At 69.4% G+C, this 22,562-nt stretch carries 16 protein-coding genes and 1 pseudogene; 5 read left to right on the top strand and 12 right to left on the bottom strand.

The annotated features are described in order from the left end of the window. Positions 1-2: 2 nt before the first annotated feature. Complete coding sequence (locus LJB74_RS06115) at positions 3-1,448, bottom strand: hypothetical protein (RefSeq protein WP_259307700.1); 1,446 nt, start codon at positions 1,446-1,448, stop codon at positions 3-5. Between the two features lie 289 nt (positions 1,449-1,737). Between LJB74_RS06115 and LJB74_RS06110 the strand changes: the two genes are divergently transcribed. Together LJB74_RS06110 and LJB74_RS06105 are read left to right on the top strand one after the other, a co-directional pair. Then, complete coding sequence (locus LJB74_RS06110; protein WP_259307699.1) at positions 1,738-3,306, top strand: multicopper oxidase family protein; 1,569 nt, start codon at positions 1,738-1,740, stop codon at positions 3,304-3,306. 104 nt (positions 3,307-3,410) lie between these two features. Next, positions 3,411-5,636: a (Fe-S)-binding protein gene (locus LJB74_RS06105; RefSeq protein ID WP_259307698.1), complete on the top strand. Its 2,226-nt coding sequence runs from the start codon at positions 3,411-3,413 to the stop codon at positions 5,634-5,636. A 126-nt stretch (positions 5,637-5,762) separates the two neighbouring features. On the opposite strand, the gene LJB74_RS06100 is transcribed toward LJB74_RS06105, so the two are convergent. The 6 genes from LJB74_RS06100 to LJB74_RS06075 all read right to left on the bottom strand — a co-directional run bounded on the left by LJB74_RS06100 (position 5,763) and on the right by LJB74_RS06075 (position 11,181). Next, entirely contained in the window at positions 5,763-5,933 is a 171-nt protein-coding gene (locus LJB74_RS06100) for a hypothetical protein (protein WP_310650819.1), read from the bottom strand. A 125-nt stretch (positions 5,934-6,058) separates the two neighbouring features. Continuing rightward, positions 6,059-6,712 carry a C40 family peptidase gene (locus tag LJB74_RS20610; protein ID WP_310650818.1) on the bottom strand — a complete coding sequence of 218 codons (654 nt, stop codon included), beginning with the start codon at positions 6,710-6,712 and terminating at the stop codon, positions 6,059-6,061. A 124-nt stretch (positions 6,713-6,836) separates the two neighbouring features. Next, positions 6,837-9,191, bottom strand: a complete 2,355-nt coding sequence (locus tag LJB74_RS06090) for a cation-translocating P-type ATPase (RefSeq protein ID WP_259307697.1) — start codon at positions 9,189-9,191, stop codon at positions 6,837-6,839. A gap of 108 nt (positions 9,192-9,299) precedes the next feature. Beyond that, positions 9,300-9,515, bottom strand: coding sequence for a heavy-metal-associated domain-containing protein (locus LJB74_RS06085; protein WP_259307696.1), 216 nt, complete (start codon positions 9,513-9,515; stop codon positions 9,300-9,302). Positions 9,516-9,853: 338 nt separating this feature from the next. Next, positions 9,854-10,795 (bottom strand): M56 family metallopeptidase, encoded by a 942-nt coding sequence (locus LJB74_RS06080; RefSeq protein WP_259307695.1) that lies wholly within the window; start codon positions 10,793-10,795, stop codon positions 9,854-9,856. After that, positions 10,792-11,181 carry a BlaI/MecI/CopY family transcriptional regulator gene (locus LJB74_RS06075; RefSeq protein WP_259307694.1) on the bottom strand — a complete coding sequence of 130 codons (390 nt, stop codon included), beginning with the start codon at positions 11,179-11,181 and terminating at the stop codon, positions 10,792-10,794. The genes LJB74_RS06080 and LJB74_RS06075 overlap by 4 nt, the downstream gene beginning before the upstream one ends. A gap of 253 nt (positions 11,182-11,434) precedes the next feature. Between LJB74_RS06075 and LJB74_RS06070 the strand changes: the two genes are divergently transcribed. Further along, positions 11,435-11,941, top strand: a complete 507-nt coding sequence (locus LJB74_RS06070) for a phosphatase PAP2 family protein (protein WP_259307693.1) — start codon at positions 11,435-11,437, stop codon at positions 11,939-11,941. Between the two features lie 491 nt (positions 11,942-12,432). On the opposite strand, the gene LJB74_RS06065 is transcribed toward LJB74_RS06070, so the two are convergent. Further along, entirely contained in the window at positions 12,433-13,557 is a 1,125-nt protein-coding gene (locus LJB74_RS06065; RefSeq protein ID WP_259307692.1) for a site-specific integrase, read from the bottom strand. A 674-nt stretch (positions 13,558-14,231) separates the two neighbouring features. On the opposite strand from LJB74_RS06065, the gene LJB74_RS06060 reads away from it, so the two are divergent. Both LJB74_RS06060 and LJB74_RS06055 read left to right on the top strand, forming a co-directional pair. Further along, positions 14,232-14,636: a hypothetical protein gene (locus LJB74_RS06060; protein ID WP_259307691.1), complete on the top strand. Its 405-nt coding sequence runs from the start codon at positions 14,232-14,234 to the stop codon at positions 14,634-14,636. Between the two features lies 1 nt (position 14,637). Then, the gene (locus LJB74_RS06055; RefSeq protein WP_259307690.1) at positions 14,638-15,975 is read left to right on the top strand and encodes a hypothetical protein; all 1,338 of its coding nucleotides are present in this window, start codon (positions 14,638-14,640) and stop codon (positions 15,973-15,975) included. On the opposite strand, the pseudogene LJB74_RS06050 reads toward LJB74_RS06055, so the two are convergent. The 4 genes and pseudogenes from LJB74_RS06050 to LJB74_RS06035 all read right to left on the bottom strand — a co-directional run bounded on the left by LJB74_RS06050 (position 15,948) and on the right by LJB74_RS06035 (position 22,547). Continuing rightward, positions 15,948-17,119 (bottom strand): annotated as a pseudogene (locus LJB74_RS06050) (IS3 family transposase). The gene LJB74_RS06055 and the pseudogene LJB74_RS06050 overlap by 28 nt on opposite strands. A gap of 259 nt (positions 17,120-17,378) precedes the next feature. Next, entirely contained in the window at positions 17,379-18,593 is a 1,215-nt protein-coding gene (locus tag LJB74_RS06045; RefSeq protein ID WP_259307689.1) for a Wadjet anti-phage system protein JetD domain-containing protein, read from the bottom strand. Further along, positions 18,590-21,988, bottom strand: a complete 3,399-nt coding sequence (locus LJB74_RS06040; RefSeq protein WP_259307688.1) for an ATP-binding protein — start codon at positions 21,986-21,988, stop codon at positions 18,590-18,592. The genes LJB74_RS06045 and LJB74_RS06040 overlap by 4 nt, the downstream gene beginning before the upstream one ends. Then, complete coding sequence (locus LJB74_RS06035) at positions 21,981-22,547, bottom strand: DUF4194 domain-containing protein (protein WP_259307687.1); 567 nt, start codon at positions 22,545-22,547, stop codon at positions 21,981-21,983. The genes LJB74_RS06040 and LJB74_RS06035 overlap by 8 nt, the downstream gene beginning before the upstream one ends. Positions 22,548-22,562: the final 15 nt, after the last annotated feature.

Raw genomic sequence — 22,562 nt, 5'->3', positions numbered from 1 at the left:
GGTCAGCACCCGCCGCCGAAGCCGCCGCCGAAGCCGCGACCGCCGCCGCGCAGAAGCTGGTCGATCAGGATGCCGCCGAGCACCATCCCGCCCGGACCGCCCATCGACCCACCCGTGGGGCCACCCGCATCGCGACGCTGCTGGGCTTCGAAGTCGGCGACGTCCTGCTGGGCCAGGGTCTGGGCCGAGTTGACGAGCTGGTTGGCCTGGGTCGCCTCGGACAGGGCCTGGACAGGGTCGGTGCCCGCCAGGTCCTGGGCCTGGCGAGCATGGCGGGCGGCCTCGGCCAGTCGGGTGCGCGCCTCGGGGCCCACGGCGCCGCGCCGGGTGTCGATGTAGTCGCTGACCGCGCCGATCTGGGCGGTGGCGTGTCCGAGCAGATCGGTGAGCTGCTTGCGGGCTGCCTCCGCATGCTCGGCCTGCTCACGGTAGGGCGCCAGGCGCGCACCCAGCTCGCCCTGTGTGCGGGTCACCGCGCGCAGGGCCTCCAGCGGGTCGGCGCCGGCCGCTGCCCGTTGGGCCTCGGCGATCGCGGCCGTGGCCACGGCGACCTGCGCCACGACCTCGGGGTCCGACGGCGCCAGCCGCGCGGCGTCGATCACGTCCTGGTTCAACACGGCGATACTGCTCGTGAGCCTGCGACCGGCCGCGGCCAGGTTCGCCCCGGCCTGGCCGACCGCGTCGAGCAGGCTCATCGCCTGCGCGAGAGCCGCCTGCCCGGAGCGTGCAGCGGCCACCGCCGCGGCGCGGTCCCCGGTGGCCAGCGCCGCCCGCCCGGCGGTCACGGTCGACGTGATCCCCGCGACGAGTCGCTCGACCTGGTCCGGGTTGGCGCTGATGGACGCCAACGCCGTCGCGGGGTACGACGCGGACAGCCCCGCCAGGGTCACGCGCGCCGCAGACACCCGTGCACCGGCCTCGGTCGCCTGTCGCGCGACGTCGTCCAGGAGGTCAGGGGCGTGTGCCTGCAGGTCCCGCAGCGCCTCGAACTCGTGGGTGTGGGAGTCCAGATCGGCACTGACCTGCGAACAGATCCGGATGATCTCGGAGGCCATCGCACGAGCCTGCTGCTCGGTCTCGGGGAAGGCGTCGTCGAGCTGCTGGCGCAGCGCGAACGCGCGCGCGACCGATGTCCTGGCGGCCGTGAGCGCAACCTCGAACGTGGCCGTCGCCTCTGCCCCGAACTGTGCCTGGGCGAACCCCAGCTCCTGACCCGAGGTCGTGATCGCGTCATCGATCGCGACCAAAGACGCGCTTGCTCGGGTGTTCAGTGCGGCCGTCGTTTCTCCCGCGAACTCGTCGGGAGGCACCCCACGGGCACCTTCGCGATCAGGGCTACGACGCCGAGCGGCCGCGCGCAGACCGGTCCAGGCCAGGGTGACCGCGATGACGGCGACCACGACGAGCAAGACCGCCGTGAGGCCGGGTGCACCGGTTCCGCTGTTCATGCGTGTGTTCGTCCCTGTCCGTGAAGGTGCGCTGCCATCACGCTCAACGCTCGCCCACCTGTGCGAGGTTCACAGCGAGGAACGACGAAGATCCGACGAAGATCCAGGCCCCACGCCCGCGCCAATGACCGCGGTGCTCCGGTCCGGGGCGCCTCTTCAGAGAACCTTCATCAATTGCACGTAGGACCTTCGTCCTAGCGGGTCAGGCTCGTCTCGCCCGACCCCGCGCCCGGTCCATGTGCGCGCGCTCGCCTGACACAAGTCTTCACCTTTCCCTTGGAGCCCATACATGCCCTTGTCCCCGCGCCCGTCCGATCTCCGACCGGCGGCGACCCTCGGTCGTCGCCGCTTCCTACAGCTCGGCGCAGCCGGCATCGTCGTGGTGGGTGCCGGTGCCTTCGCCGGCAGCAGGATCTTCGCCCCACCCGACCTGATCGGCTCACGCTCAGGTGCGGTCATTGCCGCCGAAGCAGCCCGGCGCACGACGGGAAACGTCGTTCGCCGAGAGCTGCGTGCCGCACCCGCGACCATCGACCTCGCGGGAAGGACCGTGCACACGTGGGCGTACAACGACACCGTGCCGGGACCTGAGATCCGTGTGCAGGCCGGCGACGAGCTGCGGGTCCGCCTGGTCAACGACCTGCCCGCGCCGACGAGCGTCCACTGGCACGGCATCGCCCTGCGCAACGACATGGACGGTGTCCCTGGCCTGACCCAAGCCGCGGTCGCACCCGCAGGATCCTTCGAGTACGCGTTCATCGCTTCCCACCCGGGCACCTACTGGTTCCACCCCCATGTCGGCGTCCAGCTCGACACGGGTCTGCAGGGAGCTCTCATCGTCGAAGACCCCGCCGAGGCAGGCACCTACGACGAGGAGGTCGTCCTCGTGCTGGACGACTGGACCGACGGCTGGGGCGACTCCCCGGACGCGATCCTTGCGCGCATGACGCGTGATGGCATGACCGGTGGGGCCCCGATGGCAGGAATGTCGATGGGCAGCACAGATGGCGGGGGGATGTCCATGGCCCAGACCATGCCCTCGGGTGACCATCCCCTCGGCACGGACACCGGCGACGTCGTCTACCCCGCGCATCTGATCAACGGGCGACCACCGCAGGACCCCTTCGTCATCAGCACCGCTCCCGGCCGGCGGATCCGGCTGCGGCTCATCAACGCCGGCAGCGACACCGCCTACCGGTTCGCCATCGGGGGCCACCGCCTGACGGTGACCCACGCGGACGGGTATTCGGTGGTCCCGATCCAAGTCGACACGCTCATCGTTGGGATGGGTGAGCGCTACGACGTCGTCGTCACCGCAGGAGACGGCGCCTTCCCCGTCGTGGCGGTCGCTGAGGGGAAAGCGACAGCCGCCGGGTCAGCGGTCCTGCGAACCGCCTCTGGGGCGGTCCCGCCCGCGGACGCGCGCCCGACCGAGCTGAGCGGTCGCCTCCTTGCCTACTCCGATCTCGCCCCCACCGACGCATCGGCGATGGCGCCACGAACGCCTGACCGAACCCTCGAGCTCGCCCTGCAGATGGTCGATGGCGGCCGCAAGTGGTTCATCAACGGCGCCGGATACGGCAACCACCGCCCCCTGGACATCCGCGCCGGCGAGCGGGTCAGACTCCTCATGCGCAACGAGTCGATGATGTTCCACCCCATGCACATCCACGGCCACACCTTCGCCCTCATCGGCGCGACTGGACCCGGGATACGCAAGGACACGGTCAACGTGCTCCCGATGCAAACCGTCGCCGTGGACCTCCAGGCGGACAACCCGGGCCAGTGGGCCGTCCACTGCCACAACACCTACCACGCCGAGCTCGGCATGATGAGCGTGCTGTCCTACCTCGCCTGAGCGCTACGACAGGTCGAAGCCATGGCGCGCCAGCGAGCTGACGCAGTCTGGTTGGCCCAGCCCGTTCGTGGTCAGTGGCGTCGGCGGCGGACTACCGTGCTCCGGTGGACACCCTCCAGCTGGTCTGCCTGGCCGTCGTCGTGGTCGCGACCCTCGTCGGGGTCGCGGTGTTCGCGCGCGGTGCGGCGGCGATCGTCCGGACCGTGCGGATCGGTCGACCCGCGCCTGATCGCACGCGGCCGGTCGCGCGCCGGGCATGGCTCGTTGTCCGGGAGATGGTGGGGCACGGGCGGTTCCAGCACAGGCCCGTGGTGCGGGCGTCGCACTGGGTCGTGATGGTGTCCTTCCCGGTGCTGTTCCTCACGCTCGTGAGCGGGTACGGGCAGGTCGTCGACCCGACGTACTCGCTGCCGGTGATCGGGCACCTTCCGCCCGTCGAGTGGGTGATCGAGGCGTTCGCGTGGGCGGGGCTGCTCGGCATCCTGGCGCTCATCGCGATCCGGGTGCGCACGTCGCGCCGGTCGCCGGGGCGCACGTCGCGGTTCTTCGGGTCCGACGCCGCGGCCGCGTACTTCGTCGAGGTGACGGTGCTGGTCGTCGTCCTCGCGGTGCTCGTGCTGCGCGGGCTGGAGTACGCGCTCGCGGCCCAGTCGGTCGCGACCGTCCACCTCGCGTCGGCGTGGCACTTCCCGCTGACCTCCTGGTACGGATCGGCATGGGCGGGTGCGTCCGCGTCGGTCCTGGACGCGGCGACGGTCGTGACCGCCACCGTCAAGATCCTGGTGTCGATGAGCTGGTTCGTCGTGGTCGGGCGCCAGCCGACGATGGGCGTCGCCTGGCACCGGTTCCTCGCGGTCGTCAACGTCTACGCACGGCGCGAGCTCAGCGGCCGCCCGGCGCTCGGCCCCCTGCAGCCGCTCCGGGTCGGTGGCTCGGACGTCGACGTCGCGACGCTCGAGGACCTGCCGGACGACGCCCGCCTCGGGGTCGGGGCGATCGAGGAGTTCACCTGGAAGGGCCTGCTGGACTTCTCGACCTGCACCGAGTGCGGCCGCTGCCAGGACCAGTGCCCGGCGTGGGCGACCGGCAAGCCGCTCTCCCCGAAGCTCCTGACGCTGGCGCTGCGCGACCACGCCGCGGCCACCGCACCGTACCTGCAGGCCGCGCGCACGGCTGCCGCCGGCGCCGCCACGACGGTCGGCGCGGATGGAACCCGTCCGGCCGCGGCGGAGCCGAACCCCTACGCGGGCGTCGACCTCCTCGCGAGCGGCGTGATCGACGCCGACGCGCTGTGGGCCTGCACGACGTGCGGCGCCTGCGTCCAGCAGTGCCCTGTCGACATCGAGCACGTGGACACGATCATGGACCTGCGCCGCTACCAGGTGCTGATGGAGTCGGCGTTCCCGAAGGAGCTCGGCGGCATGTTCACCAAGCTCGAGCGTCAGGGCAACCCGTGGGGCATGGCATCGCGCGCCCGGCTTGACTGGGCCAAGGGCCTGGAGTTCGACGTACCCGTCGTCGGGGCCGACGTGGACTCGGCGGCCGAGGTCGACTACCTGTTCTGGGTCGGCTGCGCAGGTGCCTACGAGGATCGCGCGAAGAAGACGACCCGGGCCGTCGCCGAGCTGCTGCACACCGCCGGGGTCTCGTTCGCGGTGCTCGGCGACGGGGAGTCGTGCACCGGCGACCCGGCGCGGCGGGCCGGCAACGAGCTGCTGTTCCAGATGCTCGCCTCGGCCAACGTCGAGACGCTCAACGAGGTCGGCGCCCGCAAGATCGTCGTCACGTGCGCGCACTGCTTCAACACGATCGCGCGGGAGTACCCGCAGCTCGGTGGCCGGTACGACGTCGTCCACCACACCGAGCTTCTCGACGAGCTGGTCACGGCAGGACGGCTCGTGCCGGTGGCGGATCCCGGCCCGGAGGCATCGGTGTCCTCGGTGACGTACCACGACCCGTGCTACCTGGGCCGCCACAACGAGATCTACACGCCGCCGCGGGAGCTGCTCGGCGCACTGCCCGGCGTCGCGCTCGCGGAGATGCCGCGAAACCGCGACCGCTCGTTCTGCTGCGGCGCGGGCGGCGCGCGCGTCTGGATGGAGGAGTCCATCGGCACGCGCATCAGCACGGACCGCGCCGGGGAGGCGATCGCGACCGGCGCCGACGTGATCGCGACCGCGTGCCCGTTCTGCTCGGTCATGCTCTCGGACGGTGTCGCCGCGCACGCCGGCGACGCCTCGCCCGCCGGGGAGTCACCCGCCCGCCTCCCGCAGGTCGTGGACGTCGCCACACTGCTGCTCGACCGGGTCCGAGCGAGTTCGCCCGACTGAGCCAGGGCCACCGACCGGGCCGCCTCAACCGAACGGACGGCAGCCGAACGCGGCGCCGGCTTCGCTGCGACGGCGCGACGGGGAGCGACGTCAGGGCCCCGCGGCTGTCGCCGGGCCGGGTCGCCCTCACGCCGCGTCGGCGTAGCTGTCCACGATCGACACGTCCAACGCGAGCTCGACACCCATGTCGCCGAACAGCAGCCGTCCCGCTTCGATCGCCGATTCGCGTATGGCTGACGCGACCTCGTCGGCGACCTCCGCCGGGGCATGCACCATCACCTCGTCGTGCAGGAACATCACCAGGTGCGGGCCACCGTCGAGGGCTGAGCCACCGGCGAGGCGGCGCCTGCTGGGCCACCGTGAACCACCCCGACCGACACCACTGCAGCCGTCTCGCGTGACTTCAGGAGAGTCGTAGAAGATCAGATCACCCGGATGAAGACCGGGTTGCTCTGCCAGATGCTCCGGAACTGGGCACTGCCGCCGGTTCGAGGTTCGTCGATCTGCAGGTTCCCGCCGGCGTAGATCGCCACGTGGTCCGGCGTCCAGATCAGGTCGCCCGGTCGTGCGTCGGCGCGCGCGACGACGATGCCGGCATACTTTTGCGATTCGGATGTGCGCGGGAGGTGGATCCCGAGCTGCGCGTAGACGTACTGGGTGAAGCCGGAGCAGTCGAAGCCGGCCGGCGTGGTGCCACCCCAGCGGTAGGGGACGCCGACGTAGCGGGCCGCGATCTCGAGCACCGCGTTGCCCGACGCCGACTGCGGGATCGGGGCGTTGACGGTGCGCACGCTCGACCGCGAGACGGTCCGCACCGTGCGCTGCTTGACGGGGGGCGCGACGGCCGTGACCTCGGGGACGTCGAACGACCACTGGGTCGAGTCGGCGACCGAGACGACCGGGGACGTCTCCAGGACCGCTCGCGCGGCGCCGGTCAGTGCGGCGGTGTCGACCGACGGGACCGAGGCCGATGCGGCCTCGCCCGACGGGGCTGCGGCGGCGGGCGATGCGAACATCGAGACCACGAGTCCCGACGAGGCGGCGACCACGGCGGTTCGACGTCCGACCGTCGCCATGTTTCCCGTGGCCGCGTTCGCGAAGTCGGTCAGGGGGTGATGGGACGGCGCGCCGCACGATGGCGGGCCCCTGTGGTGCTGACGGTCACGTTGTGCCTCTCCGGTACGAGTGCGGGGTGGGCCCTCAGCTGCGGGCAGGAAGCAGGACGTCACGTCCTACCGCTGCGGGCGACGATCCCTCGAGGGCTGCGATGGCGGGCTGGGACCACGCTGTGAAGCGGCGTAGCCGCAACGAGTTGGACACGACGAAGATGCTCGAGAACGCCATGGCGGCACCCGCAAGCAAGGGGTTGAGGCGGCCCGAGGCGGCCAACGGGAGGGCTGCGACGTTGTAGGCGAACGCCCAGAAGAGGTTCCCTTTGATGGTGGCCAGAGTGCGCCGCGCCAGGCGGATGGCGTCAGCCGCTGCCCGAAGGTCGCCGCGCACGAGCGTCAGGTCCGAGGCCTCGATCGCGGCGTCGGTCCCGGTGCCCATGGAGAGTCCGAGGTCGGCCTGTGCGAGGGCTGCAGCGTCGTTCACACCGTCACCGACCATGGCCACGACGTGACCTTCACGCTGGAGACGGGTGATGGTCGCGACCTTCTCCTCGGGAAGGACCTCGGCGATGACGTCGGTGATGCCGACCTGGGCGGCGACGGCCGCGGCAGCCCGGGAGTTGTCTCCGGTGAGCAGGATCGGGGTCAGCCCGAGGCTGCGCAGCTGAGTGATGGCCTCTACGGACGTCGCCTTGATCGTGTCGGCCACGACGAGAAGCGCCCGAGCGGCGCCGTCCCAGCCGACAGCGACCGCGGTCCTGCCTGCAGCTTCTGCGTCGTTCAGCGCGGCAGTGAGCTCGGCGGGAAGAACCATGCCCTGGTCGTCGAGCCAGCCGGCGCGTCCCGCGCAGACGTCGAGATTTCCCACCGTGCCGCGCACGCCCCGGCCAGGCACGTTCTGGAAGCCATCGACCGCCGCAAGGTGGATCCCCCGGTCCCTGGCCCCAGCGGCGATCGCTGCGGCAATCGGGTGCTCGGAGGCGTTCTCGAGCGTGGCGGCAAGACCGAGTGCCTGCGTCGGATCGACGCCAGCGGCGGCGACCACGCCGACGAGGGACATGCGCCCGGTGGTCACCGTGCCCGTCTTGTCGAGCACGATCGTGTCGACCTTGCGCGTGGACTCCAGCACTTCTGGACCCTTGATCAGGACACCGAGCTGTGCGCCCCGTCCGGTCCCGACCAGCAGCGCCGTGGGCGTGGCGAGTCCCAGTGCGCACGGGCACGCGACGATCAGCACGGCAACCGCGGCTGTGAACGCTGCGACGCTGTCGCCGGAGTGGCCGAGCCAGAATGCGAGCGTCGCGACGGACAGGGCGATGACGACGGGCACGAAGATTCCTGAGACCCGGTCCGCGAGGCGCTGGACGGCGGCCTTGCCGGATTGGGCCTCGACCACCAGCCTGGCGATCTGGGCGAGCTTGGTGTCGGCCCCGATGCGGGTGGCCCTGACCACGAGGCGACCGCCGGCATTGATGGTGGCGCCGGTGACCAGGTCACCGGGTCCGACCTCGACCGGAATGGACTCTCCGGTCAGCAGCGCTGAGTCGATCGCCGACGTGCCCTCCACGACAACGCCGTCGGTGGCGATCTTCTCCCCGGGGCGAACCACGAACCTCATCCCGACGCCGAGCTGGTCGATCGGTATCCGGGACTCCACCTCCCCGGTCGGGCCCGGGCGCAGGACCCCGACGTCCTTGGCGCCCAGCTCGAGAAGGGCGTGCAGTGCCGCCCCCGAGCGACGCTTGGCGTGGGCCTCGAAGTACCGACCCAGCAGAATGAACACCGTCAGCGCAGAGGCGATCTCCAGGTAGATCTGACCACGTCCTGCACCGGGCTCGGGGAAGAACGTGAAGCCCATCCGCATGCTCGGCCCGCCGGCGTCACCGAGGAACAGCGCCCACAGTGACCACCCGAACGCTGCGAGCACACCCATCGAGATCAGGGTGTCCATGGTCGCGGTGGCATGGCGAAGGTTCTTCCACGTCGTCAGATGGAACGGCAGTGCACCCCACACGACCACGGGTGCGGCCAAGGTCAAGGACAGCCACTGCCAGTTGTCGAACTGGGCGATCGGCACCATCGCCAGCAGCAGCACCGGAGCGGTCAGGACAGCCGAGATCACCAGACGCCGTCGCAGGGCGTCGGTGGCGTCCTCCGCGCCCGGTGAGGCTGCCGAGACCGGTTCGGCAGCCTCACCGGAGAGTGCCGGACGCGTGGCGGTGTAGCCAGCGTCCTGGATCGTGGTGATGAGCTTCTCGACGCTCACCGGTTCGGAGTAGCGCACCGTCGCCGACTCCAGTGCGTAGTTCACGCTCGCGCTGACGCCGTCGATCCTGTTGAGCGACTTCTCGATGCGCGCCGCGCACGACGCGCAGGTCATCCCGCCGATGACGAGCTCGATCACGGAGAAGGGAGTGCCATCGGTCGCGTCGGTACTGGTCATCGGGGGTGGTCCTTCAGGCGTGGAGCGCACGTGCGAGCGCGTAGACGGCGGCGAACAGGACGGCCAGAGCGGCGACGTACGCGGTGAGGCGGCCAACTGCGCCGCGTGTCATGCGCTCACGCCCGTCAGCTCATAGCCCGCCGCGTCGATCGCTGTCCGCAGCACGCCCAGGTCCAGTGGACGATCGGATCGCACGGTTACCTTGCCCGCGGGGACGTCAACCCTCACGTCGCGCACACCCCCCAGTGCGGTGAGCTCGCCGGTCACCGCGTGGATGCAGTGGCCACAGGTCATCCCGGCGACGTCATAGGTGGTGGTGTTCAAGGCGAGTCTCCCAGGTCGACGATCGTGGATCCTGACACCTCGGCGACCTCGTGTCCCCTCGGCGCCGCGACTCGCACGACGTTAGGCCCCGGCGCGGCACCGATCGAGCGAAGAGCGACGAGCGGCGGAGAACTTCAGGGAATCTTCATGGTCTCGAGGCTGTTGGCAACGGTTTGGACCGCTCGAGGCGCGTAGGGACCTGTCGACTTCACTGCGCAGGCTCGCGCGCGCCGTATGAGTCCCGCCGCCCCCTCGCGATGCCCGGCAGACCGCGCCCGTGATGTGTCGTGCGTCAACGAGGCATCACGGTTCTCGCCTGCGGGGGTGTGCGGTGGGTGTCAGGTGTGCCGGGTGTAGCTGGCCTGGGCGGTTTCGAATCGTCGTTCGGTCTGCTTGGCGGTGGCCAGGGAGACTGCGCTGGTGGCCAGGATCATGGCGGTCACGAGCGCCGCGAGGATGCGCCGGTGTGGGGGAGGTGGTGCGAGCAGGGCTCGGGCGCGGGTGACGACGTCCGCGTCGGTGGCGCCAAGTGCTCCGGCCAGGGTGCGGGGGTGGGTGGGGACCGATGCGCGCGCCATGCCAGCGCGCGCCAGGGCGCGTGCTGCCAGTCGGCGGTCGGCGACCTCGGTAGCGGCAATCTCGTCCGCGTCGCGTTCGACCGCGGCGGCGATCGCGCGGGCGACGGGTCGCAGCAGGGGGTTCGCGGCTGCCGCGAGCTCGGCGACCTGGATGTAGAGGTGGTGGCCGTGGGCCAGGTGAGCGGCTTCGTGGGCGAGCAGGACCCGTCGCTCGTCGGCCGAAAGGGCGTGCAGCATGGCGGTGGAGACCACGATGCGTCCGCGGACGCCGGGAAGGGCGTAGGCGTCGGGGTGCTCGTCGTCGAGGACCACGAGCCCGCCTCCCGCGTCGTCCAGGTCTCGGCAGATGAGTGCGGCGGTGACGAGCTCGCGCCCGCCGCGTAGGGCGCGCATCGCGGCCGCGAGGGCCAGGGCGGTCACCGTCGCTCCCGCGAGCACGCCAGCGGTCGCGGGGACGTGCGGCCCGGTGTCCAGGACGGTGACCGACCAGTGACCCAGGGCGCTGACGAACGGGACCTGGGCGAGCGCGGCGAACGCTGCGACCGCAAGGGCGAAGCCGGTTGCCAGGGCGCTGACCAGGGCGGCGGTCGTCAGCAGCCGCACCGCGACCGCCGGAGGGAGCGCGCGTCCTAGGCGTGGACCGGCCAGTCCCAACGCCGCGCCGGCAATCAACGGCCACGCCAGCAGAGCGTTGAGGCTCATTGCGGCTCCGGGTGCTCGGTCGCGGCGAGCAGCTCCGCCAGGAGCTGCTCGTCCTCCGGTCGCAGCCCTGCGACAAACCGGGTGAGGACCCCGGTGCGGTCGTCTCCGGCCTCCAGCAGCCGGCGCATACGTTGCGCGGTCACCGAGGACCCCATGGCCTGGGCGTCTCCTGCCACCGCGTAGGTGTACGCGCGCCCGACCTGCTCGCGGACGAGTGCTCCCTTGCTGTGCAACCGGGTCAGGGTCGTCATGACCGTGGTGTAGGCCAGGTCGCCGCCGAGATCGGTGAGGACCTCGGCGACGGTGAGCGGGTGGTCGGCGACCGCGAGGCAGGCGAGCACCTGACGCTCGAGCGCGCCGCGCGGGCGAGGCCCCGTGGTCGACATCCACACACCCCTTCGCATGTACTACGATCACCTGTAGTACGACAGTCGTGATAGTTGATCGTGGGGACCAGAGTGCCACACCCACGCCCGGCGCGCCCGCACTGTCCGCACTGCCGGATCGAGCTCCTGGGCACCGAACAGGACGGAGCGCATCCCGCCGGCCCTGGCGATGTCACCGCACCACTCGAGGAGTTCCTATGTCCGTGATCGTCGCCCGTGGACCGCGTCAGCGTCCCAGACGCCGCGTGTGCTCATGAAGACGCTCGTCGTGCTTTTAGCCCAGGTCCTGCCGCTGCTCGTCCCGGCGGTCGCAGCACTTGCGTGGCTCACCATGCCGCGGGCGTCCAAGGTCGCACTCGCAGTCCAGGCCGTCATCGCGCTGGTCGTCGTGCTCGCCCTGATCCAGGTCGCCGCCGGGCTGCAAAGCGACCCGCGACCGTTCGCCGTCGACCCGGCGCTCACGCCGTACTTCGCCCACCCAGCCGACAACGGCTTCCCGTCGGACCACACCGCACTGGCCGCCACGGTCGCGTTCCTCGTGATGCGGTACCGCACACGCGTCGGTACGGTCCTGCTGGCCGCGAGCATCATCGGGGGAGCCGCACGCGTGATCGCGCACGTCCACCACACCCAGGACATCGCTGCGGGTGTGCTCCTCGCCGCACTCGCCGTCGCAGCGGCGGCCATCGCGTGGCGCTGGGTCGGCCCGCGACTGCCCGGCAACCTGCTGGGCGAGGGCGATCGCGGACGGCGTGCGTGACGTGAACCGCCGGTTCGCTCTCGGGTGGCGCCGGCGCCGACCCCGACCGAGGCCCCGGATCGGCGGCGCTGGAGGCGATCTCCGCCGGCACAAGGAGTTCCGCGACGACGTCGTGGCGGTCAACCACAGGTGCGCAGGCAACAGTCGTTGACAGGTGCAGATGCTGCATCTGGCTTGTCGATCCAGGTCGACGTGGTGGAGCCTGCCGATGTCCGCGAGGGCCTACCGGCTGATCCAGTCGGCGGCGAGGTGGGGCCAGTCGTGGGGTCAGGGCGGCCTCACTGGTCATGAGTTCGACGGTCGGGCCACCGACGTCGAGGAGCCCGCCGGGGAGATATGTTCGACCCACGTCTGGGCGACTTGATCGCGATGGCAGTGACCGGCATCCGCTTTAGTGAGACGCGGTTCCGCTCACGAGTCATCAGAAGCATTCTCCTCGGTGTGTCGGGCAAGTGAGTGAAGCCTCGCGGGCTCCCCGACTCGGGAGATGGCTACGAGCCGCCCCGTCGCCGCACGGATTCGAATGCGGCGAGTGCTTTCTGGTCTGCGTCGGGCAGGGCGTGCAGGTATTTCTGGGTGGTCATGATCTGGGCGTGGCCCATGCGTTCCATGACGGACTTCAGGTCGGCGCCGCCGGCGAGGAGCCAGGAGGCATGTGCGTGGCGGAGATCGTGCATGCGCAGGGGGAAGTCGATGCCGGCCTTGGTGATCGCGGGTCTCCAGAAGCGGGTGTTGAACGTGCCCCTGGACAGCGGGTCGCCGTCGGCGATCTCACGGGAGGGGAAGAGGAGGTCGTCACGGCCGAGCCCGAGCTCGGCGATCCGAGCGGCCAGGATGTCGATCAGCGCCTGGGAGACGTGCAGGGTGCGGGGCTGGTCGTTCTTGGGGTAGGGCTTGACGATCATGCGCTGCCCGGTGGGGGAGTCCTTCTTGGAGACCTCGACGATCGTCTCTTGAACCGTGATGGTGCGGCGTAGGAAGTCCACATGCCGCGGGCGCAGCGCGACCAGCTCGCCCCAGCGCAACCCGGTCTCGATGTCGGTGAGCAGGAGCGCCTGGAACCGCGCGGGTATGGCGGCCAGGACCGACTCAAACTCAGCGGGGGTCAGGATCCGGGTCTTGGCCAGCACCACCTTGGGTAATTCGGTGTTCTCGCACGGGTTGAACGCGATCATCCGGTCACGGACGGCGCGGGCGAATACCGAGTGCAGCATCACGTGGTACTTCGCGATCGACCGCGGAGACAGGCCGAGACCGACCGCCTGGGTGACCCAGGCCTGAACGGTCGAGGGCATGATCCGGGCCAGGCGCATGTGCCCGAAGTAGGGCACGAAGTGGTTGCGCAGGTAGGACTGGTAGCCCGCGCGGGTGGTGACTTCCAGGTGTCGGGACGGTAGCCAGATCTCTTCGGCGTACTCCTGGAACGTGATCCGGCCGGCGGCCGGGTCGATCCAGGTGCCGTTGGCAACCGAGTCGTCCTGGCGGCCGGCAGCGCGCTCCGCCTCGCGGCTCGTCGCGAAGGTGCCCGCCGAACGGGTCCGCCCGTACGGGTCACGGAACATGGCGGTGTGGCGAATCTTGCCGTCATGGGCCGTCCGCTGGATCACCCACCCCATCGCGTCACCTCCCTACAGCTCCGAACCGTGTACGCAGAATGTACGCAGACAGGCCTGGAACGAGGTGGATCGGGGCGGATGCCCATGGACCCGATATGTCGCTTGACCTGCGCAAATGCATGCATCTACGCTAGCAGGAGCGTGGCGAATCGCAACGTGTTCCCGGCTCATAACCCAGAGGTCGTAGGTTCAAATCCTACCCCCGCTACGATTGGAACCTGCGAAAGTAGGTTTCCGCGAAAGCCCCCGGATCATTCCGGGGGTTTTTGTCGTATTTGCGGTCTTTGACGAACCTGTGGCTGCTATTTCCCGGCCGTCGAGGACGTGCTCTGGCGTCAGGTGGACTGCCTGACCGCGTGCCTGGTGCCCACCAGATGCACACCCAGCCGAACGGTGCACACCTGGTGCCACCCCTGCGCTGGCCTGCGCAAATGTCCCTGTGCGCTGGTAGCCGGGGTGGGCGCGGAGTGTGCACGCGCACGACTCGTCTCCCTGTCCCGCCGCCTCCGGTGCGCCACGTCGCTGCTACGGCGAAAGGGCGCACCGCCGGCCGTCCCGGCGTCACCGGTCAGGCAGTTCGCGGAATCCCGTGCGGGGATTGCGCCGGGCGGCCCACGGCTGACGGTCGCTCTGCGAACGCGGCCAACCAGGCTGCAGACGCAAGGAGCACCACCATGGCTACCGCACCCGTCGGCCGACTTGACCGCGACCAGTGGATCGACCGCAAGACCGTCGCCACGCTCATGCATCGCGACGAGGCCACCGTCCGTCGCGTTCAGCGCGAAAACGACCTGCCGACCCACACCGGCCCGAACAACACGACGCTGCTGCGCCTGGGCGACCTGATCGATCTGGGCCGCATCCCAGCCTCGGTCCTGGATCCCGAGATCGCCGCGAGAGACGTCGCCGACGCGATCGCGCTGCGCAAGGAGCTGGAAGAGCTACGCCGCGAGCATGCGATGCTGCTCGGCAAGCTGGGCGCACATCAGGAGACCGTCGACCTGCTGCGCGCCCATCTGGCGACACAGAGCGCCTTCATCGCCGACCTTCGGGCCGTTCGCACCGGACAGGCGGCCTGAGATGACCACGAGCGCCTCGCACCTGGCCTTGGTCGTCGAGCCGGAAGGCCGCCGCACCGGGCCCGCCGCGCCCACCGGTGACCTGCTGGTCGACCTGGTCTCCTGCCGTCCGGTGTACCTCACCCACGCGGACACTGACCTGATTGACTGGGTCAACGCCCGCCCGACCGTCCTGGGTCCCGACGCTGACCCTCGCGACGCGAGCCCCGCCCAGCTGAGCCTGGACTGGTTCGCCGAGTACGTCGGCAAGTACGGCAAGACCGACGGAGCCAGGGCCGTGCACCTCGCCGGTGCACTGACCCGTTACGTGCTGCCCTACCTCGTGGAGTGGGCGCTGGACCGCGGGCCAGGCTCCAGCACGGTCGGCGACTTCACCTTCGGGCGGGGGACCTACCTGGCGGAGGTCCTTGCCGGCCAGCAGCCACTGCCCGCCGCGACAGTTGCTGGTGACCTGCTCGATCGGCGCGCGGCGGCCTGCGTCTGGCTGACGCTGCCCGACGCGGGCGCGGTCAGCCGCGGCGGCCTGGCCGCGGTCCAGGACAAGGTCTCGGCCCGAGAACTGACCACGTCCCGTGACAGGTCCAATCACGTACTGGTCCGGGCGGCCGAGCTGCGCCGTCTGGGCCTGCTCATCGAACCGCAGGGGAGCCACGGCGTAGCCAAGGGCACGGCAGACAACATCTTGTCCCCCCTCAAGCAGGCCATGCTGCGCGCCCACGACCACGGCGCCGATGTGCGGGGCGACTACCGGCGGCTGTTCTCGATCGAACCGCTGCTCGACGATCGCCTGCGAGAACCGCGCGAAGACGCCGGCTACGTCGACCTGCACACCGTGCGGGCCATCGCAGCTCACCTGAGCGTCGTTCACCAGATCGTGCTGTGGATGCTGCGGCTGACGGGCATGCGAATCGGCGAGGCGTACGGCCTGCTGGTCGCCGACTTCGTGCAGAGGGCGGACGGTGCGTGGTCCTTGGCGATCAACAAGCAGGGCGGGTCCTCGGTCGTCGTGCGTTCCAAGCGCGACGGCACGTTCCACCGCAAGGACGAGAAGCCAGGGACGAAGAACGGGGAGCCGCGAACGATTCGTGTGCCCACCGTGCTGGCCGAACTGCTGGTGCTGGTCGTGAAGATCTTCCACACCGACCCGGACGGAACCGTGCGCACCGAGAGCCGTCTGATCCCGGGACTGCGCGATGACGACCGGGGCGGCGCGGCAGGCTTTCGAAGCATGCTCGAAGGCGCTGTTGCGGCGGCGAGGGTGAACCGGCCGGGACTGCTGTCGGTCTGGTTGACACTTTCGGTGAGTGATTCTCAGGCCGCGTGTGCGGTGGTGTTGTAGATCATCTCGTACTCGGTCGGGGTGAGTCTGCCGAGGACGCGTTGGCGTCGGTGGCGGTGGTAGGTCCGTTCGATCCAGGTGATGATCGCCAGGCGTAGGTCCTCGCGGGTCTCCCAGCGGTGCCGGTTCAGGACGTTCTTCTGCAGTAGGGCGAAGAAGGACTCCATGGCGGCGTTGTCTCCGGCGGCCCCGACGCGGCCCATCGATCCGACCAGGTGGTTGACGGCCAGGGCCCGCACGAACTTCCGTGATCGAAATTGCGATCCTCGGTCGGAATGGACCACGCATCCGGCGACCGCTGCTCGACCGCCGCGGCGGGCCACCGCGGAGTTCAGGGCGTCCACGGCCAGCTGGGACTTCATCCGGTCGGCGATCGAGCAGCCGACGATCCGGTTGGAGAACACGTCCTTGACCGCACAGCAGTAGACCTTGCCTTCACTGGTGGCGTGCTCGGTGATGTCGGTGAGCCATAACTGGTTCGGGGCCGTGGCGGTGAAGTTGCGTTCGACGAGGTCGTCATGGACGGGCGGGCCGGGCCGGCGGCCCTTGCCGCGCTTGACCGAGTGCACCGAGAACAGGCCCTGGGCCGAGCACAGCCGCCAGACCCGCCGCTCGGACAGGTGGTGGCCGGCCTCGGCCAGCTCGTCGGCGATGAACCGGTAGCCGAACTCCGGGTCGTCGTGGTGGGCGTCGATCGCGGCGTTGGTCGCATAGGCGTCGACCGGGTCCCGTTCGCTGACCGGGTCGGCGAGCTAGGAGTAGTAGGCCTGCCGGGAGAACCCCAGCACCCGGCAGGTCACCGCGACCGGCACCCTCACCAGGGCACCGGTCGCGGCCAGCTCACGGACCAGCGGGAAGATCATTTTGGGAGCGACGCCTGCGACAAGTAGGCAGCCGCCCGGCGCAGGACCTCGTTCTCCTGCTCGAGCAACCGGTTACGCCGCTTCAGCTCACGCAGCTCAGCAGACTCCGCCGCGCTCAGGCCGGGACGGTGACCGTCCTCGACGTCCGCGGCATGCAGCCAGTTACGCAGGCACGAGTCGGAGACCCCGAAGTCCTTGGCGATCTGGGAGATCGGAGCATCACCGCGACGGGCCACAGCCACCACGTCCGCGCGGAACTCCTTGGGATGAACTCTGGACACGATCGACATCCTTCCAGCGAGGGCACCCGCCCCCACAAGTCAGGTGTCAACCAAACCCTCAGCAGTCCCGTCGTGGCGAGGCGCTTGATCTACACGCCCTCGACCTGGTTGCCGTACCTGGTTGAGGCGACCTCAGCGGCGCCGAAGTCCTAGTGGAGGGGGAGTGGGATCGGCATCTCGACCAGTTGCTGAACCGCCAGACTCGCCTCGATGCCGCCCTCGATGACGTGGGAGGGGTACCGCGCACCCGGTCCGGCACTCACGACGGCCGCGACGAACGCTGCCCCACGTCCGTTGGCCCCTGATCGGGTGCGTGACTCCCGGTGCTTTCGTATGGCAGTCGCTCGAGCACCCAGCGCCAGTCGAGACGTTCCTGCTCGAGGCGGACGCTCTCGCCGTGCCGGTCCTCCACCAGCTCCCCGTACAGCCCCGCTTCTTCGAAGGTGAGCAGGTCCAATCGCGCAGCCGTCGGAGTCGGCTCACGGCCCCAGCGGTCGCGATGGGCGAGCAGTGTGTCGCGATCCATCAGGAACGATTCAGTCTGCGGAAGCCACGCTCGCAACCGGTGCAAGATCGCAAATCCGTGGGTATCAAGGTCGCCCCAGTACTGCACCTCAACGTCGCGCAACCACGGCAGCGAGCCGGAGCGGCTCACGTCGAAGCCCTTGCCCCACAGCACCACTCCGCCTGCCGGGACGGGGATCGAAAGGTAAGTGATCTCGTTCTCTACGATCACCGCCGTGCGGACGGAGACGTCCGCGGCCGCGAGCTCGTCGAGCCTGAGCGTTGCTTCGGAGAACGGCTGGAAGAGCACCACCTCCGGTGCCGCGCGGAGCCGCGCCATCTCGGGCTTGGACCTCAGGCCGAGAGCGCTGACAAAGCCACTCGACGTGCTCGGCACGGCGAGGATCTGGGCGAGGACGGCGCGATGGCGCTCAACGAACTTGGTGTCGACCCCGGGCGCGCTGATCTGTCGCAGGTACTGGTCCGAGCCCCGCTCAGCGGCGAGCCAGCGGTAAGCACTGAGCAGCGATCGCCAGGACGATCCGAGCTGGAGGGCTTGAACCGGATGGTCGACGACCCAGGCATGGACTGCCGGTTCGGTGCTCGTCAGGTCGACGATCTCACGGAAGGCGCGTACCTCCCGGGTCACGCCGAGCAGTGCCCAGGCCTGCTCGTAGCGCGTCACCAGCGCTCGACTCGGCAGGCTGTTGCGACCGATGGAGCGCCCGCCGACCGGGACGTAATCCAGCGTGAAGTGCGTGTCGCCGTGTCGACCGGCGTCGAGCGCTGCGACCCATCCCTGGGCGGCGGCAAGGTCATCGCCGATCTCGGACGGGCGCGGACCCCGCAGCGGAGTGTCGATGACCGGGAACGGTGCGCCGGTGACGAAAGAGCGCAACAGGGTCCCGTCGTCCCAGCACCTGCGCGCACGCGAACGGATGTCGGCAACCGTCGTCCAAGCACCGCTCACCCGGACAACCCCTGACGGCGTTGCTGGTACTCCTCGATCGTGAGGGTCTGCAGCCTCGAGCTCATGCCGTCAGGGTTGTCGACGAAGCCGATCGCGTGCACGAAGGGCTCGATGACATGCACCTTCTGCAGCGGGGTGACGATCAAGAGCTGAAGACCAAGCTTGGCGAACAGCTCAAGCGCGTACCGGGTCGAGGCGTCCGACCCGCGCCCGAAGGCCTCGTCGATGACGGCGAAGCGGAAGTCCCGGGAACGCTCCACCCCCCACTCAAGCCCGAACTGGTAGGCCAACGAAGCCGCAAGGATCGTGTAGGCGAGCTTCTCCTTCTGCCCACCGGACTTGCCGTCGGAGTCGCGGTAGTGCTCCCACTCGGCGTCGGTGGCCCGATCACGCTCGGACGCGGAGAAGATGAACCAGTTGCGGACGTCAGTGACCCGACGGGTCCACGCCTTGTCGGTCTCGGCGTGGCCGTCGCGGCCGCGGAAGCGCTCGATGATCCGCTGGACGTCGGCGAACCGCTGCTCGGAGTACTGGTCGTCGTCGGGGGTGAGCGCGTCGTCGGTAACGGCGCGCAGCTCCGAGCGGAAGTCCTGAACCTCACGGTTCGGCGTGCGTTCGGCCAGCAGCGTGATGTACCGGCCGGGGCTGTAGTCGATCGCGCCAAGAGCGTCGTTGATCTTGCCGACGCGGGCCCCGATCTCCTGCGACTGGCGGCTGAGCCAGTTCGTGAACGCAGCCAGCTCGCGGATCGCGTTCGTGTTCAGCTGACGCTTGAACTCCGACTCGAACCGAGGCAGGTCGTCGGTCGCCACGCGGTCGTGGAACGCACGAAACTCGCCCCGCGCCTCGACGCTGGCGTCCATCTCCGTCGTCGCCTCCGGCCAACGGCGACGCACGTCGTTCATGTACTGCAGCAGGCTCTGGCTGTAGCCACCCAGCTCCCGACTGGTCCTGTCGATGCCGCTCTGGAGCTCGTCGGTCAGCCCGTCCGACGCAGGCGCACAAGTCGCCGCAGTCCTGGGCAGCCTGTCCTTGAGTCGGACCTCCAGGTCCGGGTAGGAGGCGCGCGCGACAGACAGGGCTTGCCCTGAGTGGGACGCGATGAGGCGCCGAACCTCGTCATTCTCGGCCTTGGCGCGCCTGATCGTCCCGTCGAGGTTGCCGATGTCCAGAGTCAGGTGCTTCAGACGACCGTCGAGGTCCTTGGCCTGCTGGGCATTCTCCGCCAGCCGCCGCTCCAGCTCCCGCAGCGCGGACGACCCCGCGACCAGTCGCTCGCGTTCGGCGTCGGCGAGTGACGCCTGAGCCTCGGCCTCCTGCCAGTCCACCTCCTCCCACGAGGTGTACTCGGCGAGCTGCGCCAGCGCCACCTTGCGGTCGTTCAGGTCCCGCTGGAGCTCCTGTGCATCGGCGAGCTGCTTAGCCACGGCGTCGAGTTCACGCTGCTGGCTGGCCAACTCAACGGTGAGAGCAGCCACCTTGCGTTCGTTGACCCAGCCGAGCGTCCAGTTGCGAGGGTCGTCGACCCGAGACCGGTCGTCCTTCTCATGCCGGTCCCCGGCCTTCACCTGGCCCTGACGGGTCACCGCCCGCTGCTCGTTAGCGAACTGCTCGACCGAGTCGACGCACCGGTGGTCTGCTCTGCGGAGCAGCTCGTCGCGCAGGTAGTCGGCGAAGCGCCCCTCCTTGATCTGCATGCAGTCGACAAGCTGGAGACCGCCGCCGTCCGACTGGTGACGCAGCGGCACCCGTCGCGCGCTCACTCGCTCATACACCAACCTGCTACCGGCGCGGGTGCCATCGTGGCGGCGATGGGTCAGCCGGCGCCCATCGACCCAGCGCGCCACCTCGGCGTAGAGCTCGGGCGGAACCAGGAGCGAGAGCGCGAAGCCGCGGAGCACCCGCTCGGCCGCCCCACGCCACTCCGTGTGCGCCTCTGCGAGGTCCAACAGCTCCCCGGCGAACGGAAGCTCCGCCTCGTCCAACCCGAGGTCCTGGCAGAGCTGGGCGCGCACGTCGAGCTGACTCGCCGGCACGTTGCTCGTCCGGCTCTTGTGGCTGTCCAGCTCGATGAGCGTCTCCGTACCCAGTCGGAACAGCTCGCCGTGGCGAGCGGCAAACTCAGTGATCGTGCCGCCCACGGTCGCGAGCTCACCGGTCAGCACCTGAGTATGTGACTGGACCAGGGCGGGAAGGCGGGCGAACCCGACCTCGTCCGCCACAGGCTCGATCCGGGCCGCGACGAGGCGATCATCGAACCTCGCACGCCGCTCGCGTCGCTTCTGGGCGACCTCTCGGTCCATCGCCGCCTTGCGCTCGAGGGCTGCGACGCGGTCACCGCCGACCCCGGCGCGCTCGGCCACCAACCCTTCACGGACCACGGCCGCGGCGGCTCGGTCCAGCTCGGTCTGTTCGGCTTCGTCCGACCGGGCGTCGCGCTCAGTGCTGGTGGCCTGGATCTCGGCGTCGAGCAACTCCGATCGCAGCTCGGCGAAGAACAACCGAACCGCGTCCCGTTGGCGCTCAGCGTCGGCGCGGCGCGCGTATGCGTCGTCGTACCGTTCGCTCGTCGCGACCAGCGGTGCCAGGGCTGCGAGCTGGTCGCGGGCCCGGCGGACCGCCTCGTGCGCCTTGGTCAGGTCCTCGAAGTGGGCGACGATGCCCTGCACCTTCGCCGAGGCGTCGACCGGTTCGAGCATGTGCTGGCGGACGAACTCGTTGAGATTGCCCACCGACTTCATCGAGACGGTCTGGTGGAACAGTTCCATGGCCTGCTCGGAACGGATCCCCAACAGCCGTCTCGCCTGACGCGAGTAGTCGGGGAACACGTCGTGAAGCTCAGCGCCGGAGGCGCGAAGCCGGCGCTTGAGGTCCTTCAGATCCTCACCGAAGGCGGTGAAATCGGCCTCGATCGACAACATCTTGGTGGACGTGACGAAGAACCGGTCCGGCTGACCGGCCTTGTCCTTCTGGTGAAACACCTGGGCGAGTGAGACCGTCTCGTCGAAGCCCTCGTTGGTGAACACGCCGAGGACAACCGAGTACGACCGGTGGTCGCGCAGCCCGATCGGACGCATCATGCCGGAGGCCTCGATCCGCTCCGACTTGTAGTGGCCCTCAACGTAGGAACGCAGGGTTCGCTCCTTGGCCTCAGCTCCGGCGGCCTTGTTGTAGGAGATCTTGTTGGCAGGCAGCAGCAACGTCGTCAACGCGTCGACCAGCGTGGACTTGCCGCTGCCGATGTCCCCTGTGAGCAGGGAAGTCTGGCCGGCTGTCGTCAGCCGCCAAACCCGCTTGTCAAACGTCCCCCAGTTGAAGACCTCCAGGTTGTGCAACCGGTACCCAGCCGAACGGCCCGTGCCGAGCACAGCGGGGGAGAACAGGCCGTCACTCATTACTGTCTCCAGACGACGTCCGCGCGTACTCGGCCAGCTTGCCCGAGAAACCCGACAGGGTCTGGGCATCCACGTAGGCCTTGAGGATGCGACGCACCTCCCACAGGTCGGGTTGACCGCGCAGTTGACGCAGGAAACCAAGCTCGGCAGCCTTCTTGATCGTTGAGTCCACCTGGTCGATGACCCGAGCTTCGTTGGTGGACTCTGCGAGGAACAGCTGGAGCATGTCGACGAGCTGATCCCGGCTGAGCACAAGCTTGCCCTCAGCCGCGCTGGTCTCGAACTCCAGGAGACGCTTGCGAAGCAGGACCAGAAGCAGGCTCACGTTGTACGTCAGGCTCCGACGCCGGACGAGCCGAGGCAGCGGCTCGTCGTCAGGGTCCTCCTCGTGGCTTCGCAAGAACGCGTAGCCCTCGGTCTCATCGACGACCACGTCGACGCCGAGAGTGGAGAAGTGATCGCGCACAGGCGCACCGTGTCGCCCGAGGGTCGACCAGATCTCCTCATCGCTCTCGCGATACACGACCCCGCGCATCAACGCGATGATGGTCGCCGCCACAGCGTGCTCCTCAGG

This window comes from Cellulomonas sp. P24 (assembly GCF_024704385.1).
Taxonomy (GTDB): domain Bacteria; phylum Actinomycetota; class Actinomycetes; order Actinomycetales; family Cellulomonadaceae; genus JAJDFX01.
Note: the sequence above shows the minus strand (reverse complement) of the source record. Positions and strands in the feature narration are given on the sequence as shown.